A 16,022-nucleotide genomic window follows, 5' to 3' on the forward strand; every position below is an offset into this window, starting at 1 on the left:
TACAAAACAATTTATTAACTACAAAATACCGATTAGATGGCCTATTACACCTGCCGCTAGTGTGCTGAAAATCAACACTGGAGGCTTAGCCCAGAATCCTGTACCTTTCACCATTTTAAGCATGAAGAACACCAGCATCAGTGGCAGAATATTCGGCATCACTTTGTCAAATAATGCGGTCTGTAAATCCACCACCTTCCCTCCCAGTTCGAGGCTGAGGGTGGTCTGCACCTTGATAAAGGTCGCGGAAAGCGCACCAATAACAAAGATACCCATAATATTGGCGGCTTTTGCCAATTTCTCGGTTGAATCGCTCATGTTAACCATCGCGGCAGTACCCGCTTTGTAACCCATGAACATCAAGCCAAAGTAAACCGCAAAGTGAACAATTTGGTATAAGAAGAAGAACACAAATGGACCAGCAATAGACCCTTCCATTGCAATTGACGCACCTAATGCAAGCGTTAATGGCATCAATGTCATGTGGTCGATAGCATCACCAATACCACCTGTTGGTCCCATTCCCGCCACTTTCATTACGTTAACGGTTGATGGTTTTTCTTTGTTCTCTTCCATCGCAATTGCTGTACCTAATAAGAAGGTAAACAGCTTAGGTGAAGCATTGAAAAACTGCAGATGGTTCTTTAATGCTTTCGCCAAATCCGCTTTATTATCACCATGGATTTTCTTCAGTGCTGGAATAATTGAGTAAGCAAAACCACCCGCTTGCATACGTTCAAAGTTGAAGTTACCTTCCATGAATAAACCACGGATTGCACACATCCACAGGTCTTTCTTGGTGATCACTTTTTGTGGCGTGGTATCTTCATATGCATCGATATCATCAACCAAATTGACATGTTCTTGCGTGTTTTTATCGCGAAGTGTTCCCGCTGTGATATCAGATGCCATCTTCAAATTCCTCTGCTTGGTTGTTAGAGCCGCCGTTGTTTGAACCGCTAAAGAAGTAGTACAGTGCTGCAATTGAAGCACCGATTATTGCAACCGCCATAATGGGTAGTTTTAAGTAAGTTGTCATAACGAAGCCAATGAAGAACACCCCTGCCACTTCTTTTGACCACATGATTTTCAACAACATCGCAAAACCAATCGCAGGAACCATCTTGGCACCAATACCTAAGCCTTCTAATAATGCTTTTGGTGCATTTTCATCAATCCAAGTTGCTGCATGTTCACCAAAGTAAACTGTGATAAAAGCGACGAAGGCATACAACAATGCACGTAATGAGATCGTTGTAATCAGAAGCTTATCAATGCCAGCAGAATCACCACGCTCTGCAAAGCTATCAGCTTTACCCATTGTGAATGATGTCATTGCAAAGAAACCGATAACCAACATCTGCATCATTACTGCAATCGGCATACCTACGCCCATTGCCACTTCTGCTGATTGACCCGTCATCACTGCAAACGCAACCGCAGCAATCGTACCCATTGTTACATCGGGTGGCTGAGCACCCGCATTAGGCACTAGACCTAACCAAGCAAGTTCTAACGTCGCACCTGCAATCAAACCAATTTGCATGTCACCCATGATCAAGCCCACAACTGGACCTGTAATAAGCGGACGGTGAATATTCAATGCAACATCGTATTTATCGATACCGCAGAAAAATGCCCACACCGCTACTAACGCAGCTTCTAAAAACATGATTTATTCCTTTTTACACGTTTGGCGTTTGACTATCGCGATTTAAGCAGCGCTGGTAGCCAGTTCAAGTACATTGATTGGTTTCTGATCAGGCGTATTTTGAATGGTACAAGTTACCCCTTTTGCAACCATGCGTTCAAAAGCATTAATATCTTTATCATCAACGGAAACTGTCTTATGAATCTGACGCTTACCTTCGTGGTAGTGCATATTACCGACATTACAATGGGCAATGGGCACACCACCTTCAACTAACCGAGCAACGTCAGTTGGGTTATTACATAAAATAAAAATCTTTTGTTGAGGAGAAGCCTTACCGATGACATCAATTGTTTTTTGGATTGAGAAGAAACGCACTGCGTATTCCCCTCCCGCTGATGCTTTCATTCCAGCTTGCATAAAAGCCGCGTTAGGACCATCTGCTGCATCGTCATTAGCCACTAAAATAAGATTAGCGCCTGAATGTTTACCCCAAGTAATACGAATTTGACCATGTAACAAACGTTCATCAATTCGTGTCCATACAATATTTGGCGTTGTCATGACTGTTCTACCTTTCGTAATTATTTAAATTAATTAGATAAATCGTGAATAGTAACTCCTTGTACTACACGGTTTACTTCACCAGTAGGACATGGGTTATCAGGTGTATTTCCTAACGCTAGCGCACGATGAAAAGCATACATTTGCGCATATAGCATATAAGGGAAAAGTAATTCGATGTCCGTTGCGGCTTCCATGCTAGAAACGCGAATAACATCAGCACGTGTTTCAATCTCATCCGCTTGTGCTGTAATCGCTACCACTTGCGCTGCAATATTATCGCGGCAAATTTCAGCTAACAGATCAAGGTCATATTTACGGGTATATGAATCGTTACTAATGAACACCACAATCATCGTGTTCTGATTAACAATCGATTTTGGTCCGTGGCGGAACCCTAATGGCGAATCGTATGTAGCAACAACTTTGCCAGCGGTTAACTCAAGAAGTTTCAATGCCGACTCTTGAGCTAAACCTTGTAAACCACCACTGCCTAAATAAATAACCCGCTCTAGTTTCTGATCAGCAGTATCCTTTATTTGGCTATTCAAATCTTTGATCAAACCCACAGAACACTTACAAATGCTTTCGATTTCTTTCGTGTAATCGTTGCCATACATTAAAATCGAAAAAGCAGCCAGCATCATTGATGAAAAACTTGATGTCATGGCAAAAGATTGATCATTGGTCTCGGCTGGCATCAGAAGTGCAAGTGATTGCTTATCACTATCGCAACACTTGTATAACTTTCCATCAGCATTACAGGTCAGTACTAAATGAAAACATTCGGTTAATGTTTGATTGGCAAGTTCAACCGCAGCCACACTTTCAGGGCTATTGCCAGAGCGGGCAAACGACACCAATAACGTAGGAATATTTTCGGCAAAACACTGCTTAGGATTAGAAACAATATCAGTGGTTGACATCGCTTCAACACGACGTTGTAAACGCTGAGTCAACCCTAACGCTAATGAACGTCCGGCAAAGGCAGACGTACCCGCTCCCGTTAAAACGATGCGCAGATTTGGGTAACTATAGACATGGTCCATAAAGTGCTTAATTTGTGGTTCACACTCACGCGTAATTGCAGCTGTTTGCGCCCAACAAGCGGGTTGTTGATTGATTTCTTTCGCTGTCCAATAACCAGATAAACATTCTAATTCAGCGACTGAATAACCTAAATATTGTTCCATGTGTTTAAACCTCTGCGATTAATTTTTCAGTACATGCTTGAGAGTAAGCACGTAAAACTTGACGAATAGTGTCTAATACCAACGCTTTAGGATCTGATGAGATTAAGCCTTCACGCAGATGTTGAAATTGCTGTGGCATATATTGACTAAGAAGGGGTAACGGAATATCAACTCGAGATAAATTTCTAAATAAGGTTGCTTGGGCTTGATTAATCACACTATCAGGCCAGTAATAACGCATGCGATCACTAAAGCTAAAGCAACGTGAGAAGCGTTGCTCTGATTCGTTACCATGATAGTATTTTTGCCAATGCTGTGGCGCTTCACACATTTGTGCTTCAATGCATTCTCTTAAATTTGAGCAATGCGCCTTAGGAATAATTTCAGCTTCTATTTCACATAAATTAAATAACGCTTCACGCATAGCAAAAGTTAAAGCTGGGCCCACTTTTAAAATCGCAAAGTGGTCTTGTACTAATTGACGATAAGCGGCATGAGTTTGATAGTCTGTCGAGTGCGCTTCAAATACCATATGGGGAAAATTATCAACCACGCCACTTAATTGATTCGCTTTCTCTGGGCAATAATCAATAACACCAGTATGATCAAATTCAACCCCAGGTTGCACCACTAAACCAACCACACGCGCCCAACAATCGGCAATACCAGCCTCAGTAAATGCACGTTGATGAGTTTCGATTGTTTTCATTGCGGCTTGCGGAGAGGTAACTTCAACAGTATTTAATGTTTCAGCTGCGCCACCAGGTACAGGAACTTCAGTACCAATGACATACACTAAATCACTATAGCCAAAAGATGCTATCGCTGTTTTTTCAGCTATAGCCCCCAAACGAGCGGCACGTTCAGCAACGATATCATCAGAAAGAGGCATCGGATCATCAGCACAAGACATGCTGCAATCGAGGTGGATTTTCTTAAAACCAGCAGCAACATAAGCAGCAATTAAATCATCGGCATTCACCATCGCATCAGTTGCAGTAAGGTGTTGCCAGCGATTAGGGCCTAAATGATCGCCACCTAAGATAAGATTTTCGGTAGGAAAATTGAATTTTTCAGCCATGGCTAATACAAAGTGACGAAAATCAATGGGTGTCATTCCGGTGTAACCACCAAATTGATCAACTTGATTTGACGTCGCTTCGATTAATAAAACTGAATTGTCGTCCAACGCTTGAGAAAATGCCGCTTCAATAACCAGCGGGTGTGCAGAGCAAACAGCATAAATACCATTGTTGCCGCCTGCTTTATGACGTTGAACGAGAGTTTGTAGCGTGTTCATTCATTAACTCCACAATCATCATCTGTGATGTGATCATGGAGTTAAGTCAGTCAGTGCTCTTTTTCGACAATAATAACTTCTACTTTCATTTCACGAAGACCAGCTAAATAATCTTCAGGAATATCTGCATCTGTTACTAAGATATCAATATTTCCAAATTCACGAATCATGTGACAGCTACGTTTACCAAATTTGGTTGAATCAGCTACCGCAATCACTTGTTCAGAAATTTCACACATTAAACGATTGAGGCTTGCCTCTTGTTCACTGTGCGTAGTGATACCAGCTCGCAAGTCAAAGCCATCGACCCCTAGAAAAACTTTATCAAAACGAAAGTTCTTAAGGCCGGCTTCTGCTAGTGAGCCCGAAAAAGATAACGCTTCTTTACGAAGTACGCCACCTGACATTAACACTTCAACACCGGGTGCTGAAGCCAACTCCATAGCCACATCCAGACCATTAGTCATGACAACAACATTTTCCATGCTTTTTAAGCTGGCTGCGATTTCACGCGTTGTTGTCCCTGAATCTAAAATCACAGTGTCACCATGATGAATAAGCTTGGCAGCAGCTTGGCCAAGGAGAGATTTAACTCCCGCATTATGCCGACGCTTTTCATGAATAGTTAATTCAGCAATCACACCTGAGTTAGGAATTGCTGCACCATGAGAGCGTACAACATAACCATTCTTTTCCAAGAAGCTCAGATCACTGCGAATAGTGACACTGGATACATTAAATTTTTCAGCGAGATCCTCGACACGGGCTTTTCCTTCTAGATTCACCACGTTGACGATTTCCATTCGCCTTTCAATTGCACTTTTCACTTTTGTCTCCTTGTGAAATCAACCAAAATTACTTTCACTTGATTTCGAAATAAGCTTACACCTAAAAAATAAAGCCACAATGCACTAAGACAAAACTTTTGATCTCTTTCACATTCTTTCGTTATCTTTCATTGGAACTTATGCATACTTGCGTAAGTGTTTCTATCATATAGAACGAAAGTCAATAAACCAACCATTCATCCTTTCAATTTATAAAATAGAGCTGAAACTCCATAATATTTACTGCAATAAAACAAGTAATTACATTATTTTACTTTCACTTGCTTTTTATGTGATCGATTACACAGTCACTAAGCTTTCGTTAGCTTACGATACGAAGCAAATCAAAAATACATAATCCAATCGTTTATATTTACTATTAATAAGGATTCGTTGATGTCTATCTCACGTAGAGGATTACTGAAAGGTATGGCAGCCAGTGGCGCTGTTGCTGCAACCTTATCAGCCGGCTATACCCAAGCTGCAACTGCACCAACGTTAAGCTCGAAGAAGTCATTAAAAAAGCCCAATTTAGTCATTATTTTTCCTGATGAGTTTCGAGCTCAAGCATTAGGTTTTATGCAGCAAGATCCATCAATGACCCCCAACATTGATAAATTTGCGCGTCAAAGTGCAGTATTACGTCAAGCAGTCTCTAATTTTCCACTCTGTACGCCATTTCGTGGCATGTTAATGACAGGACAATACCCTTATCGCAATGGTATTCAAGGTAATAGCCACACCGGTGTTGAAGGCCAATTTGGCGGTAAAGATTTTGGTATCGAACTGAAGAAAAATACCCTTACATGGTCTGATGTGCTTAAAAGACAAGGCTATAGCATGGGTTATATTGGTAAATGGCACTTAGATGCGCCACAAGCTCCGTTTATCCCTAGCTACAATAACCCTGCTGAAGGACGTTATTGGAATGATTGGACAGCTCCAGATCGTCGCCATGGTTTTGATTTCTGGTATGCCTATGGCACCTATGATAAACACATGACACCAATGTATTGGACCAATGATACGACCCGCGATAAACCTCTACGAATCAACCAGTGGAGCCCTGAACACGAAGCTGATATCGCAATTAAATATCTACGTAATGAAAATGGTCAATACCGTAAACAAGATCAACCGTTTACGCTTGTGGTTTCGATGAATCCACCACACTCGCCTTATGATCAAGTTCCACAAAAATATTTAGATCGCTTTAATGGAAAAACATCTCAGCAATTAAATACTCGTCCAAATGTTAAATGGGATAGCGCTTACCAAGAAGGTTATGGCCCACAGTTTTTCAAAGAATATATGGCAATGGTCAATGGGGTTGATGAGCAATTCGGACGCATTATTGACGAGTTAGATCGCCTCAATCTTACCGAAGATACCTTAGTGGTGTTCTTCTCTGATCACGGCTGTTGTATGGGCTCAAATGGTCAACCGACTAAAAATGTTCATTATGACGAAGCAATGCGCATTCCAATGATCTTCCGTTGGCCTGGCAAGCTTAATCCACAACAAAATGATCTGTTATTTTCAGCTCCAGATATTTACCCAACCATGCTTGGTTTAATGGGCATGGAAGATCTGATTCCAGATACCGTAGAAGGGACTAACTTCGCCAATACATTACGAGGCGTTGAAGGTGATAGTAAGCCAAGCTCTCAATTTTATACTTTCATGCCTTATGGCGGTCAATCATACGGACGCCGTGGTATTCGCTCGCAACGTTATACCTTAATGATTGATAGAAAAATTGGTAAGCCATTAACCTATGTGCTGCATGACAATCAAATAGATCCATACCAAATGGAGAATATTGCGGCCACCAATCCAATGCTTATCGACAAATTAATTACTGAAGAATTAATGCCATGGCTTGAGCACACTGGCGATCCATGGCGACCAACAACGGTACCAGCACACACTGCGAATGCTTATTTATAACCGTAGTCATAACAACGCGTAATACCACTTTTTATTATTTTTTACGCTTTCTCTATTGAACAGAGAAAGCGCAACAAAACTCATACTAATTAAGGACAATCTATGAATACCATCACTAAAGTAATCCTTGCGACTACCCTTTTTTCCGCAACCAGTTTTAGTTATGCCAATGATTACAAAACAACGATTGAGTATCGTCATGAGTACCGTGATGGTACCAACCGTCATGGCGATCGTATTAAAGCATTTTTAGATACGGGTAAGAATATTGGTTTTGAATTAGACGCGCGTTATAACAATGACCAGCAAAATACCATGTTTGACGGCATGACAATGAATGGCTCTGAGTTTTCAGCGTTTTACTACAAAAAGCTCAGTGATAATATCGTTGGTATTGGTGGTCTTTCACTTGATTTCACACCTGATGGTCTGGTCTATGTTCCTTACGCACGTTTAAACTACCGCTTTGATAACGGTATTCGTGTTCAGGGTCGTTATAAGTGGAAATTGTGGGACTACAGCATGAATAATGCGGCGGGTGAGTCTTACGTATCAAAAATTCAAGAAGTTGATCTATGGTTAGGCTACAACACCAATAATTGGGATTTCCAATATGAATTTCAAATTTGGAAAGAAATGGAAAGCGCAGCTCAACCACAATTTGATAATAAAGACACCAACTACCTACATAATTTCCGTTTAATGTACACCTACAAAACAGTAGAAGGCACAATGTGGCGTCCATTCGTAGAAGTGGGTAATGTTAGCCAAAGTCGAGTAACAGACAATCGTCAAACTCGTTACCGTATGGGTATTAAATACACATGGTAATAATCTAAACTAATAACAAACAAAAAATGCCAGTGACTTATCATCACTGGCATTTTTATTTTATAGGGTTTAGGTTTTTAACTGCTATAAATTAATGAGTTGATTTTCCACGGATCTTATTCACGATAGTGACAACAATCACCACGATAGTACCCGCAATCACACCCACAACGCCATTCAATAACGGTGTCATAATACTATGAGAACCAGGAAAAACAGCCAATTGTGCTATATGTTCTACCACTGTGTGTATTTGTGGAATGCTATGAACCACAATCCCCCCTCCCACTAAAAACATCGCAATAGTACCAACAATCGCTAATGTTTTCATAAGGTAAGGTGCAACATTCACTAATAGCGAACCAAAGCTACGCTGTAAGCCTGCGTCTTTACTGTGATTAACCAAATACAGTCCCGCGTCATCCAGCTTTACAATGCCAGCAACTACACCATAAACACCGGCTGTCATTACAAATGCAATTAAACTCACCACTATAGCCTGGGTTAAAAACGGGTGATTTTGTACAGTTCCAAGTGCAATCACAATAATTTCAGCCGACAAAACAAAATCAGTTCTTATTGCACCTTTTATTTTGTCTTGTTCATAAGCGACCAAATCAATCTCTTCGGTTGCTACTTGTTCCTGCGCTTGTTGTGTTTCTTCATCACCATGAGAAAATAATTTCTCTGCAATTTTTTCTACGCCTTCAAAACATAGAAATAAACCGCCAAGTAATAACATTGGCATAATTAACCATGGTGCAATAACGCTAATTAATAATGCCGCAGGGACTAATATTAATTTATTTTTAAATGAGCCTTTAGCAACGCCCCAAACCACAGGTAACTCTCGCTCAGCGCGGACACCAGATACTTGTTGGGCATTGAGCGCCAAATCATCACCTAATACACCAGCGGTTTTACGTGCTGCCACTTTGGTCATTAATGCAACATCGTCAAGAACGGTTGCGATATCATCAAGTAATGTTAATAAACTTGCGCCAGCCACTGCATACTCCTCACTAAGAACCCATACGGTTCTAAATTAATAATTTCGTATTTATAAATATAATAAACGGATTAAAGACATTGTTTGTAACCAAGTATTACCATTATATACTATTTACTCCAGTTAATTTTCAATGAGAATAGTTTGGTTTTACCTCACTAAATTGCAGCGATAAGTCATTAATAAATAAACTAGAATAATAATAAAACACCCCGTAATTATGCTGGCTTAATTATTTAAATATTGGTTTTGCGGCGCAATAATCATCTTTCATGATAACGATAAATCTTTTTTGTTTGCGCTAAAAACGATTCAATTGTCTAATCGCAACGCACCCATCATTGGTTTGAGGTGTAGACTGAGATTGCATCGGGCATTCTTATTCCCTGTCATACTGTGCTTGTTGTAACAGCACTACCTTTAAGGGTAATGACAATGAAAACTCTCGCAGCATTATACTCGAGGGCTTTTTTTAGCCTCAATAAAGTATGCGATAACGCAATAACTAACGCCAAACCTAATCAATCAAGAAGAACATCCCGCTTGTTCATGACTTGCAATGATGATTCCAGCTCAGGTAGTCCCAGAAGCTTGTAATTGAAAATGCTATACGCTCTTTGTGGCGTCATTAGATTTCAATAACAACATACTTTTATTCTGACCATTATCGCGTCAGGCATCACACTATTTCGATATTTACTGCAGCCACGCAGGGATGTTTATCATCTGTACTTTATGGCTGGCGTATTTTCGCTCAGGAAGAGATTAAACAATGAGTGATTGGACAATTAATAATGCCCGTAATGTTTACAATACACCTTACTGGGGTCAAGGTTACTTTGATATAGCGCAAGACGGTTCTGTTATCGCCCGTCCCGATGTTAATAACCCAACCAATACTATTGGGCTATCACAACTTGCTGATGAATTAATTGCGGCAGGCGCGTCATTGCCAGTGTTAGTTCGTTTTCCCGACATTCTTCATCATCGCGTTGACAGCCTCTGCGGTGTTTTTAATCAAGCCATTGAAAATTATGGCTATCAAGGTGATTACCTTGCGGTTTATCCAATCAAAGTTAACCAACAGCAAGAAGTGGTTAGCGAGATTTTAAAAAGCCAATATGCCAAACAACAACGTCAATTAGGTTTAGAAGCGGGCAGTAAGCCAGAGCTTATGGCTGTGCTTGCCATGGCACAAGAAGCAAGTTCGGTGATCGTGTGTAATGGCTACAAAGATAGAGAATACATTCGATTAGCTTTAATCGGTGAAAAGCTAGGTCACGAAGTTTATATCGTGCTAGAAAAGCTCTCTGAACTAAACATCATCTTACAAGAAGCAGCTGAGCTTGGTGTAACACCTCGCTTAGGTATTCGTGCTCGTCTTGCCTCTCAAGGTAAAGGCAAATGGCAAGCTAGCGGTGGTGAAAAATCTAAATTTGGTTTATCTGCATCACAAGTATTAACGGTTGTTGACGCTCTACGTCAACGTGACATGCTTAATTGCTTGCAGCTATTGCACTTTCATTTAGGCTCACAAATCGCCAATATCCGTGATGTACGCAATGGTGTTGGCGAAGCTGGTCGTGTTTATGCTGAACTTAAAAAATTAGGTGCTGGCATTTCTACCGTTGATGTGGGTGGCGGTTTAGCGGTTGATTATGAAGGAACACGTAGTCAAAGTAGCTGTTCAATGAACTACAGCATCAATGAATATGCAAACAATGTAGTCTATGTTTTAGGTGATATTTGTAAAGAATACAATATGCCTATGCCGCGTATTATTTCCGAATCAGGCCGTAATCTAACCGCTCATCATGCGGTTTTAATTACCGATGTAGTGGGTATTGAAAGTTACAAAGTAGAATCGATCAATCCCCCCGCTGAGGATGCTCCGCATATTTTGCATAATATGTGGCGTTCTTGGAAAGAGCTAACCGAACATACCGATCACCGTTCATTGGTTGAGCTTTATCATGATAACCAAAGTGATTTAGCTGAAGTTCACTCTCTCTTTGCCGTTGGCATGATCAGTTTTATTGATAGAGCATGGGCTGAACAAGTCAGTTTACGTTTATGTCATGAATTAGCTCAAACACTGTCAACCCAAAACCGTGCTCATCGACCACTGTTGGATGAATTACATGAACGTTTAGCAGATAAGTTTTTTGTAAACTTTTCTCTATTTCAATCATTACCAGATGCATGGGGCATTGAGCAAGTATTCCCTATTTTGCCATTAAGTAATTTGAATAAAGCCCCTGAACGCCGTGCCATTATTCTTGATATCACCTGTGATTCCGATGGCACAATTGATCAATATGTTGAAAACCAAGGCATAGAAAGCACCCTACCCGTACCAACATGGAGTGATGAACAGCCTTACCGTATCGGTTTCTTTATGGTTGGCGCATATCAAGAAATTTTAGGCGATATGCATAATTTATTTGGGGACACCGATACTGCTGTTGTGCGTTGTACTGCAGATGGTCACTATAATATTGAGAAAATAGATCGTGGCGATAATGTCGGTGATGTATTACGTTATGTACACTTAGATGCTAATGAATTCTTACGTCAATATCAGCTAATGGCAGAGCAACATCTTGCTGAAAATGAACGTGAAGCAATTCTTAAAGAACTGGCCGATGGGCTTAAAGGATATACCTATCTAGAAGATGTTCGCGCTATTTAAGACTAAAAACTTAGTCGCCCTATTTTAGAACACCCTATTACTATAAAGGTAGTAATAGGGCTTTTAGTGGGCCTTCCGCCCTATATTGTTGTTGGAGAAAACCATGGCAACACTCGCTAATTACCCAGATTATTCTTTATACGCCAACGCTTTTGGCTTTTTACGTCAACCATTAGATTTTTCGCCAATGTCCTCTGATGCTGACGTTATTATTACTGGTGTACCGTTTGATATGGCAACCACGGGTCGTTCTGGTAGTCGTATGGGACCGGGTGCAATACGCCAAATTTCAACCAACCTCGCATGGGAAGGTAAACGTTGGCCGTGGAATTTTAGCCTTTTAAAATCAATTAAAATTGCCGATTGTGGTGATTTAGTATTTGATTGTGGTGATGCTGGTCAAATGTGTGAGCGCTTAGAAGCTCACGCAAGCGGCTTATTAGAACAAGGAAAAACACTGCTTACTTTTGGTGGTGATCATTTCATTACTCTGCCGTTATTGCGTGCTCATGCTAAACACTTTGGCAAAATGGCATTAATTCACTTTGATGCCCATACCGATACTTACGATCAAGGCAGTAAATTTGATCATGGCACGATGTTCTATCATGCACCTAACGAAGGATTAATTGATCCGACACATTCGGTGCAAATTGGTATTCGTACCGAACACAGTGACAAACTAGGTTTTAATGTTATCTCAGCCGACACCGCCAACGATTGGAGTGTGGCGCAGATTGTTGAAGAGATAAAAGTGACCGTTGGTAATATGCCAGTTTACTTAACGTTCGATATTGATTGCTTAGATCCGGCTTACGCACCAGGTACAGGTACGCCTGTTTGCGGTGGAATAACATCAGATAAAGCGCTAAAAATCATTCGTAGTTTACAAGGCATTAATTTGATTGGTATGGATGTGGTTGAAGTATCACCTGCATACGATCATGCCGATATTACAGCATTAGCAGCCGCAACTATTGCCACGGACTTATTGCATCTTTGGGCGACACAGAAACAATAAATCATGCAATATGATAGTCACGTAATAGGGTAGCTACGTAATAACATAAAAAAATGCCAGTATTTTGATGATTAAAAATACTGGCGTTAATTTATAACTCGATTAAGAGTGGCTATAAAAACAAAATACTGCCCCAAATAATAGCCACCAGCACTAACGCAACAAAGACCGCAGCCGAGCCAATATCTTTTGCTCGACCACTTAATTCATGACGTTCAGGCCCAATACGATCCACTACGGCTTCAATCGCTGAGTTAATCAATTCAGCAATAACAACAATAAATAACGAGCTAATCATCATTAATCGTTCAATTTTTGTTACTGGCATAAAAAATGAAATAACAGTCATCACAACTAATAAAATACTTTCTTGTCGAAAAGCCGCTTCATTAATCCATGCCGCCTTTAAACCTTGTATCGAATATCCCGTCGCATCAATGATACGTTTTAAGCCCGTAGCACCAGGTTTCATCGTTAACTCTCTTTATTTTTTATTATAAGTAAATAACTCACTTGCGGTAAATAATACCCTTTGAGCAATGAAATAAAAGCAAAAATAGTCTTACTGCACTTTTTACTTATTATTTCGTCAAAAAGCCCTATTGCCGACACTGAGCAAATATATCTAATTTAGCATCGTAAACTTTTGTTTTAACATCCATCATCCCCAATAATGAATGGAACAAGTTATCCTGTGAAAAACCACCAGCCGTTGCTTCACGTTGTAAACATTGACGATTTATATGCTGACTGTGTTGATAAGCAGGTGACAACCATAAAATTAATGGCACCGTCGTTTGTTCTTTTGGCGCAATGGAATACGGCAACCCATGTAAATAGACCCCATCTTCACCTAATGATTCACCATGATCTGCCATATAAATCATGGCAGTATTGGCTTTACTGTCATCTTGTTTAAGTATATCAATCACACTGCTTAAAATATGATCGGTATATAAAATCGTATTATCGTAGGTATTTGTCACTTGCTTACGACTACACTCTTGCAAATTACTGGTATTACACGTTGGTTTAAATATTTTAAATTCAGGTGGATAACGGTCATCATATGTTGGACCATGACTACCAATAATATGCAAAACAATAAATGTATCTTGTTTGGCATCATCAATTTGTGCCTGCAAATTTTTAAGTAAAACCGCATCATAACAAGTACCATCATGGCAAAGCTTAGGATCAACATCTGCATTAATAACAACATGCTTCACCCTATCGCACACCCCTTTACAACCACTATCATTGTCTTTCCAAGACACATCAATACCTGCACGTTGTAAAATATCCATGGCGGTATCTTGATGACGTGCAGTGATAGCATCGTAATTGGCTTTATTCATCACAGAAAACATACAAGGTAATGATACTGCAGTTGCCGTACCACACGATTTTACATTTAAAAAACTAATAACATTACGTTGAGATAAACCTGGGTTAGTCTCTCTAGCATACCCATTTAATGAATAATTCATTGAACGAGAAGCCTCACCAACGACCATTACAACAACATTATGTTTATCACCTTGATGGGTATTTTGAGCATCTAATCCAATCTGAGTAAATGGCATTTTAGCTTCAATGAGCTGGTATTTAGTGTAACGGAAAGTGGCTGAAATATAATTGGTTGGATTAATCAGCGCTTTAATTTCAGAGTGGTTGCGTACTAATGACGCATAATCTTTATAATAACCCGCGGCAATAACAACAATAACTAATAACGAAATAATAATACTTAAACTACGAGCAATTAATTCTTTTACTACAGAACGATAAATAACCTTAATTCGACATAATATAATTATAGGAAAAAGAGCAATAACAACAATCCATGCAAAACCAGCCATAGAAAAATAACTGTTCGCTTCGGCTGAGTTTGTTTCAAATACATTAACAATCATGCCATAGTCAAAATACGCCCCATAGTTGTACATGGCATATGTCGCTAAGCTTGAAAAGAAAATCATTATTACGAGTAATGGTCGTTGTATCCATGGCCATAATAATAGATTAAAAATAATGTTTAATGCTGCAATAATAAACAGTGGAATGGTCGCAATAAAAACCACATCATTAGTGCTGCTTTTTAGAAATAATTCACTTAAATGTTTCCATAAAGCAATGTTTTGTATCGCAGCAAAAAAGACAGCAACGAGTAATATATATTTGATGCTGGTTAAACGAAATTTCATTATGGAGTATTCCTAATATTTCATAACGATCACATAAACTACCAGCACATTTGTGGTGAAAAACCGCTGGTAAGCATAAAGCCAACCGTGGCTATCATTGTTCCATTTAAGAGCGATGATTATGCCTATAAAGATAACTAATAGACATGCATCTAAACAATATGGTTTGAAGCATTAATGAAAACATAGATTGATATAATAGTAGCTCATTTTTTTATATTTATGAAAACTGTTACACTAAAAGCAGTAAAGGAGAATACTGTGAATACACCTCAACCTATTGATAAACTTGCTTGGCTTCATATTGACCAACGAAAATTACTGGCTGTACGTTCATATGGAAAAGCACTCTATTATATTCCTGGCGGAAAACGTGATCCTGGTGAAACGGATGCTCAAGCATTAATACGAGAGATACAAGAAGAGCTATCCGTTGATCTCGTGCCAGAATCGCTATGTTATGCCAATAGCTTCCAAGCGCAAGCCCACGGTAAAGCACAAGGTATAATGGTTAACATGACTTGCTACTATGCTGAATATAACGGCGATCTATTACCAGCCTCTGAAATTGAAGAAATTCGATGGATCAATACTAATAATACCGACATTAGTTCAAGTGCAACATTAATGATCCTCGCATATTTGAAAGCACAAGATTTAATCGATTAATATCCGCCAAATTCCGCTATTGGTCATGATGAAATCATCTATATAAAAAACGCCAATACACTGACATGTATTGGCGTAATTTAAAGGGGTACAAGGGGAAAAGTACCC

At 39.7% G+C, this 16,022-nt stretch carries 14 protein-coding genes; 5 read left to right on the forward strand and 9 right to left on the reverse strand.

From position 1 onward, the window contains the following. Positions 1–18 precede the first annotated feature (18 nt). From CZ809_RS05675 to agaR, 6 genes are read right to left on the reverse strand one after another with little or no spacing between them, the layout of a single operon-like run. Positions 19–912: a PTS system mannose/fructose/sorbose family transporter subunit IID gene (locus CZ809_RS05675; protein ID WP_080156403.1), complete on the reverse strand. Its 894-nt coding sequence runs from the start codon at positions 910–912 to the stop codon at positions 19–21. Then, on the reverse strand, positions 902–1,672 hold the full coding sequence (gene agaW / locus CZ809_RS05680) for a PTS N-acetylgalactosamine transporter subunit IIC (protein WP_080156404.1): 771 nt from the start codon (positions 1,670–1,672) through the stop codon (positions 902–904). Before agaW ends, CZ809_RS05675 begins: the two co-directional genes overlap by 11 nt. Before the next feature lie 42 nt (positions 1,673–1,714). Further along, a complete protein-coding gene (agaV, locus tag CZ809_RS05685; protein WP_080156405.1) occupies positions 1,715–2,215 on the reverse strand; it encodes a PTS N-acetylgalactosamine transporter subunit IIB in 501 nt (166 codons plus the stop codon). 29 nt (positions 2,216–2,244) lie between these two features. Continuing rightward, the gene (locus CZ809_RS05690) at positions 2,245–3,408 is read right to left on the reverse strand and encodes an SIS domain-containing protein (RefSeq protein ID WP_080156406.1); all 1,164 of its coding nucleotides are present in this window, start codon (positions 3,406–3,408) and stop codon (positions 2,245–2,247) included. A 4-nt stretch (positions 3,409–3,412) separates the two neighbouring features. Continuing rightward, on the reverse strand, positions 3,413–4,708 hold the full coding sequence (gene kbaZ / locus CZ809_RS05695) for a tagatose-bisphosphate aldolase subunit KbaZ (protein WP_080156407.1): 1,296 nt from the start codon (positions 4,706–4,708) through the stop codon (positions 3,413–3,415). A 50-nt stretch (positions 4,709–4,758) separates the two neighbouring features. Next, positions 4,759–5,535: a transcriptional repressor AgaR gene (agaR, locus tag CZ809_RS05700; RefSeq protein ID WP_080156408.1), complete on the reverse strand. Its 777-nt coding sequence runs from the start codon at positions 5,533–5,535 to the stop codon at positions 4,759–4,761. A 396-nt stretch (positions 5,536–5,931) separates the two neighbouring features. Here agaR and CZ809_RS05705 point away from each other — a divergent pair, with 396 nt between their 5' ends. Both CZ809_RS05705 and CZ809_RS05710 read left to right on the forward strand, forming a co-directional pair. Then, positions 5,932–7,485, forward strand: a complete 1,554-nt coding sequence (locus CZ809_RS05705; protein ID WP_080156409.1) for a sulfatase family protein — start codon at positions 5,932–5,934, stop codon at positions 7,483–7,485. Positions 7,486–7,587: 102 nt separating this feature from the next. After that, on the forward strand, positions 7,588–8,316 hold the full coding sequence (locus tag CZ809_RS05710) for an oligogalacturonate-specific porin KdgM family protein (protein ID WP_080156410.1): 729 nt from the start codon (positions 7,588–7,590) through the stop codon (positions 8,314–8,316). 91 nt (positions 8,317–8,407) lie between these two features. On the opposite strand, the gene CZ809_RS05715 is transcribed toward CZ809_RS05710, so the two are convergent. Then, positions 8,408–9,325: a DUF808 domain-containing protein gene (locus CZ809_RS05715; RefSeq protein WP_080156411.1), complete on the reverse strand. Its 918-nt coding sequence runs from the start codon at positions 9,323–9,325 to the stop codon at positions 8,408–8,410. Positions 9,326–10,097: 772 nt separating this feature from the next. Between CZ809_RS05715 and speA the strand changes: the two genes are divergently transcribed. After that, a complete protein-coding gene (speA, locus tag CZ809_RS05720) occupies positions 10,098–12,017 on the forward strand; it encodes a biosynthetic arginine decarboxylase (RefSeq protein WP_080156412.1) in 1,920 nt (639 codons plus the stop codon). A 103-nt stretch (positions 12,018–12,120) separates the two neighbouring features. After that, a complete protein-coding gene (gene speB, locus CZ809_RS05725) occupies positions 12,121–13,038 on the forward strand; it encodes an agmatinase (RefSeq protein ID WP_080156413.1) in 918 nt (305 codons plus the stop codon). Positions 13,039–13,150: 112 nt separating this feature from the next. On the opposite strand, the gene CZ809_RS05730 is transcribed toward speB, so the two are convergent. Continuing rightward, entirely contained in the window at positions 13,151–13,510 is a 360-nt protein-coding gene (locus CZ809_RS05730) for a diacylglycerol kinase (RefSeq protein ID WP_080156414.1), read from the reverse strand. Positions 13,511–13,637: 127 nt separating this feature from the next. Beyond that, positions 13,638–15,245 (reverse strand): phosphoethanolamine transferase EptA, encoded by a 1,608-nt coding sequence (eptA, locus tag CZ809_RS05735; protein ID WP_080156415.1) that lies wholly within the window; start codon positions 15,243–15,245, stop codon positions 13,638–13,640. A gap of 261 nt (positions 15,246–15,506) precedes the next feature. Here eptA and CZ809_RS05740 point away from each other — a divergent pair, with 261 nt between their 5' ends. Beyond that, complete coding sequence (locus CZ809_RS05740; RefSeq protein ID WP_235865809.1) at positions 15,507–15,914, forward strand: NUDIX hydrolase; 408 nt, start codon at positions 15,507–15,509, stop codon at positions 15,912–15,914. Positions 15,915–16,022 lie beyond the last annotated feature (108 nt).

This window comes from Photobacterium piscicola, assembly GCF_900166965.1.
GTDB lineage: Bacteria > Pseudomonadota > Gammaproteobacteria > Enterobacterales > Vibrionaceae > Photobacterium > Photobacterium piscicola.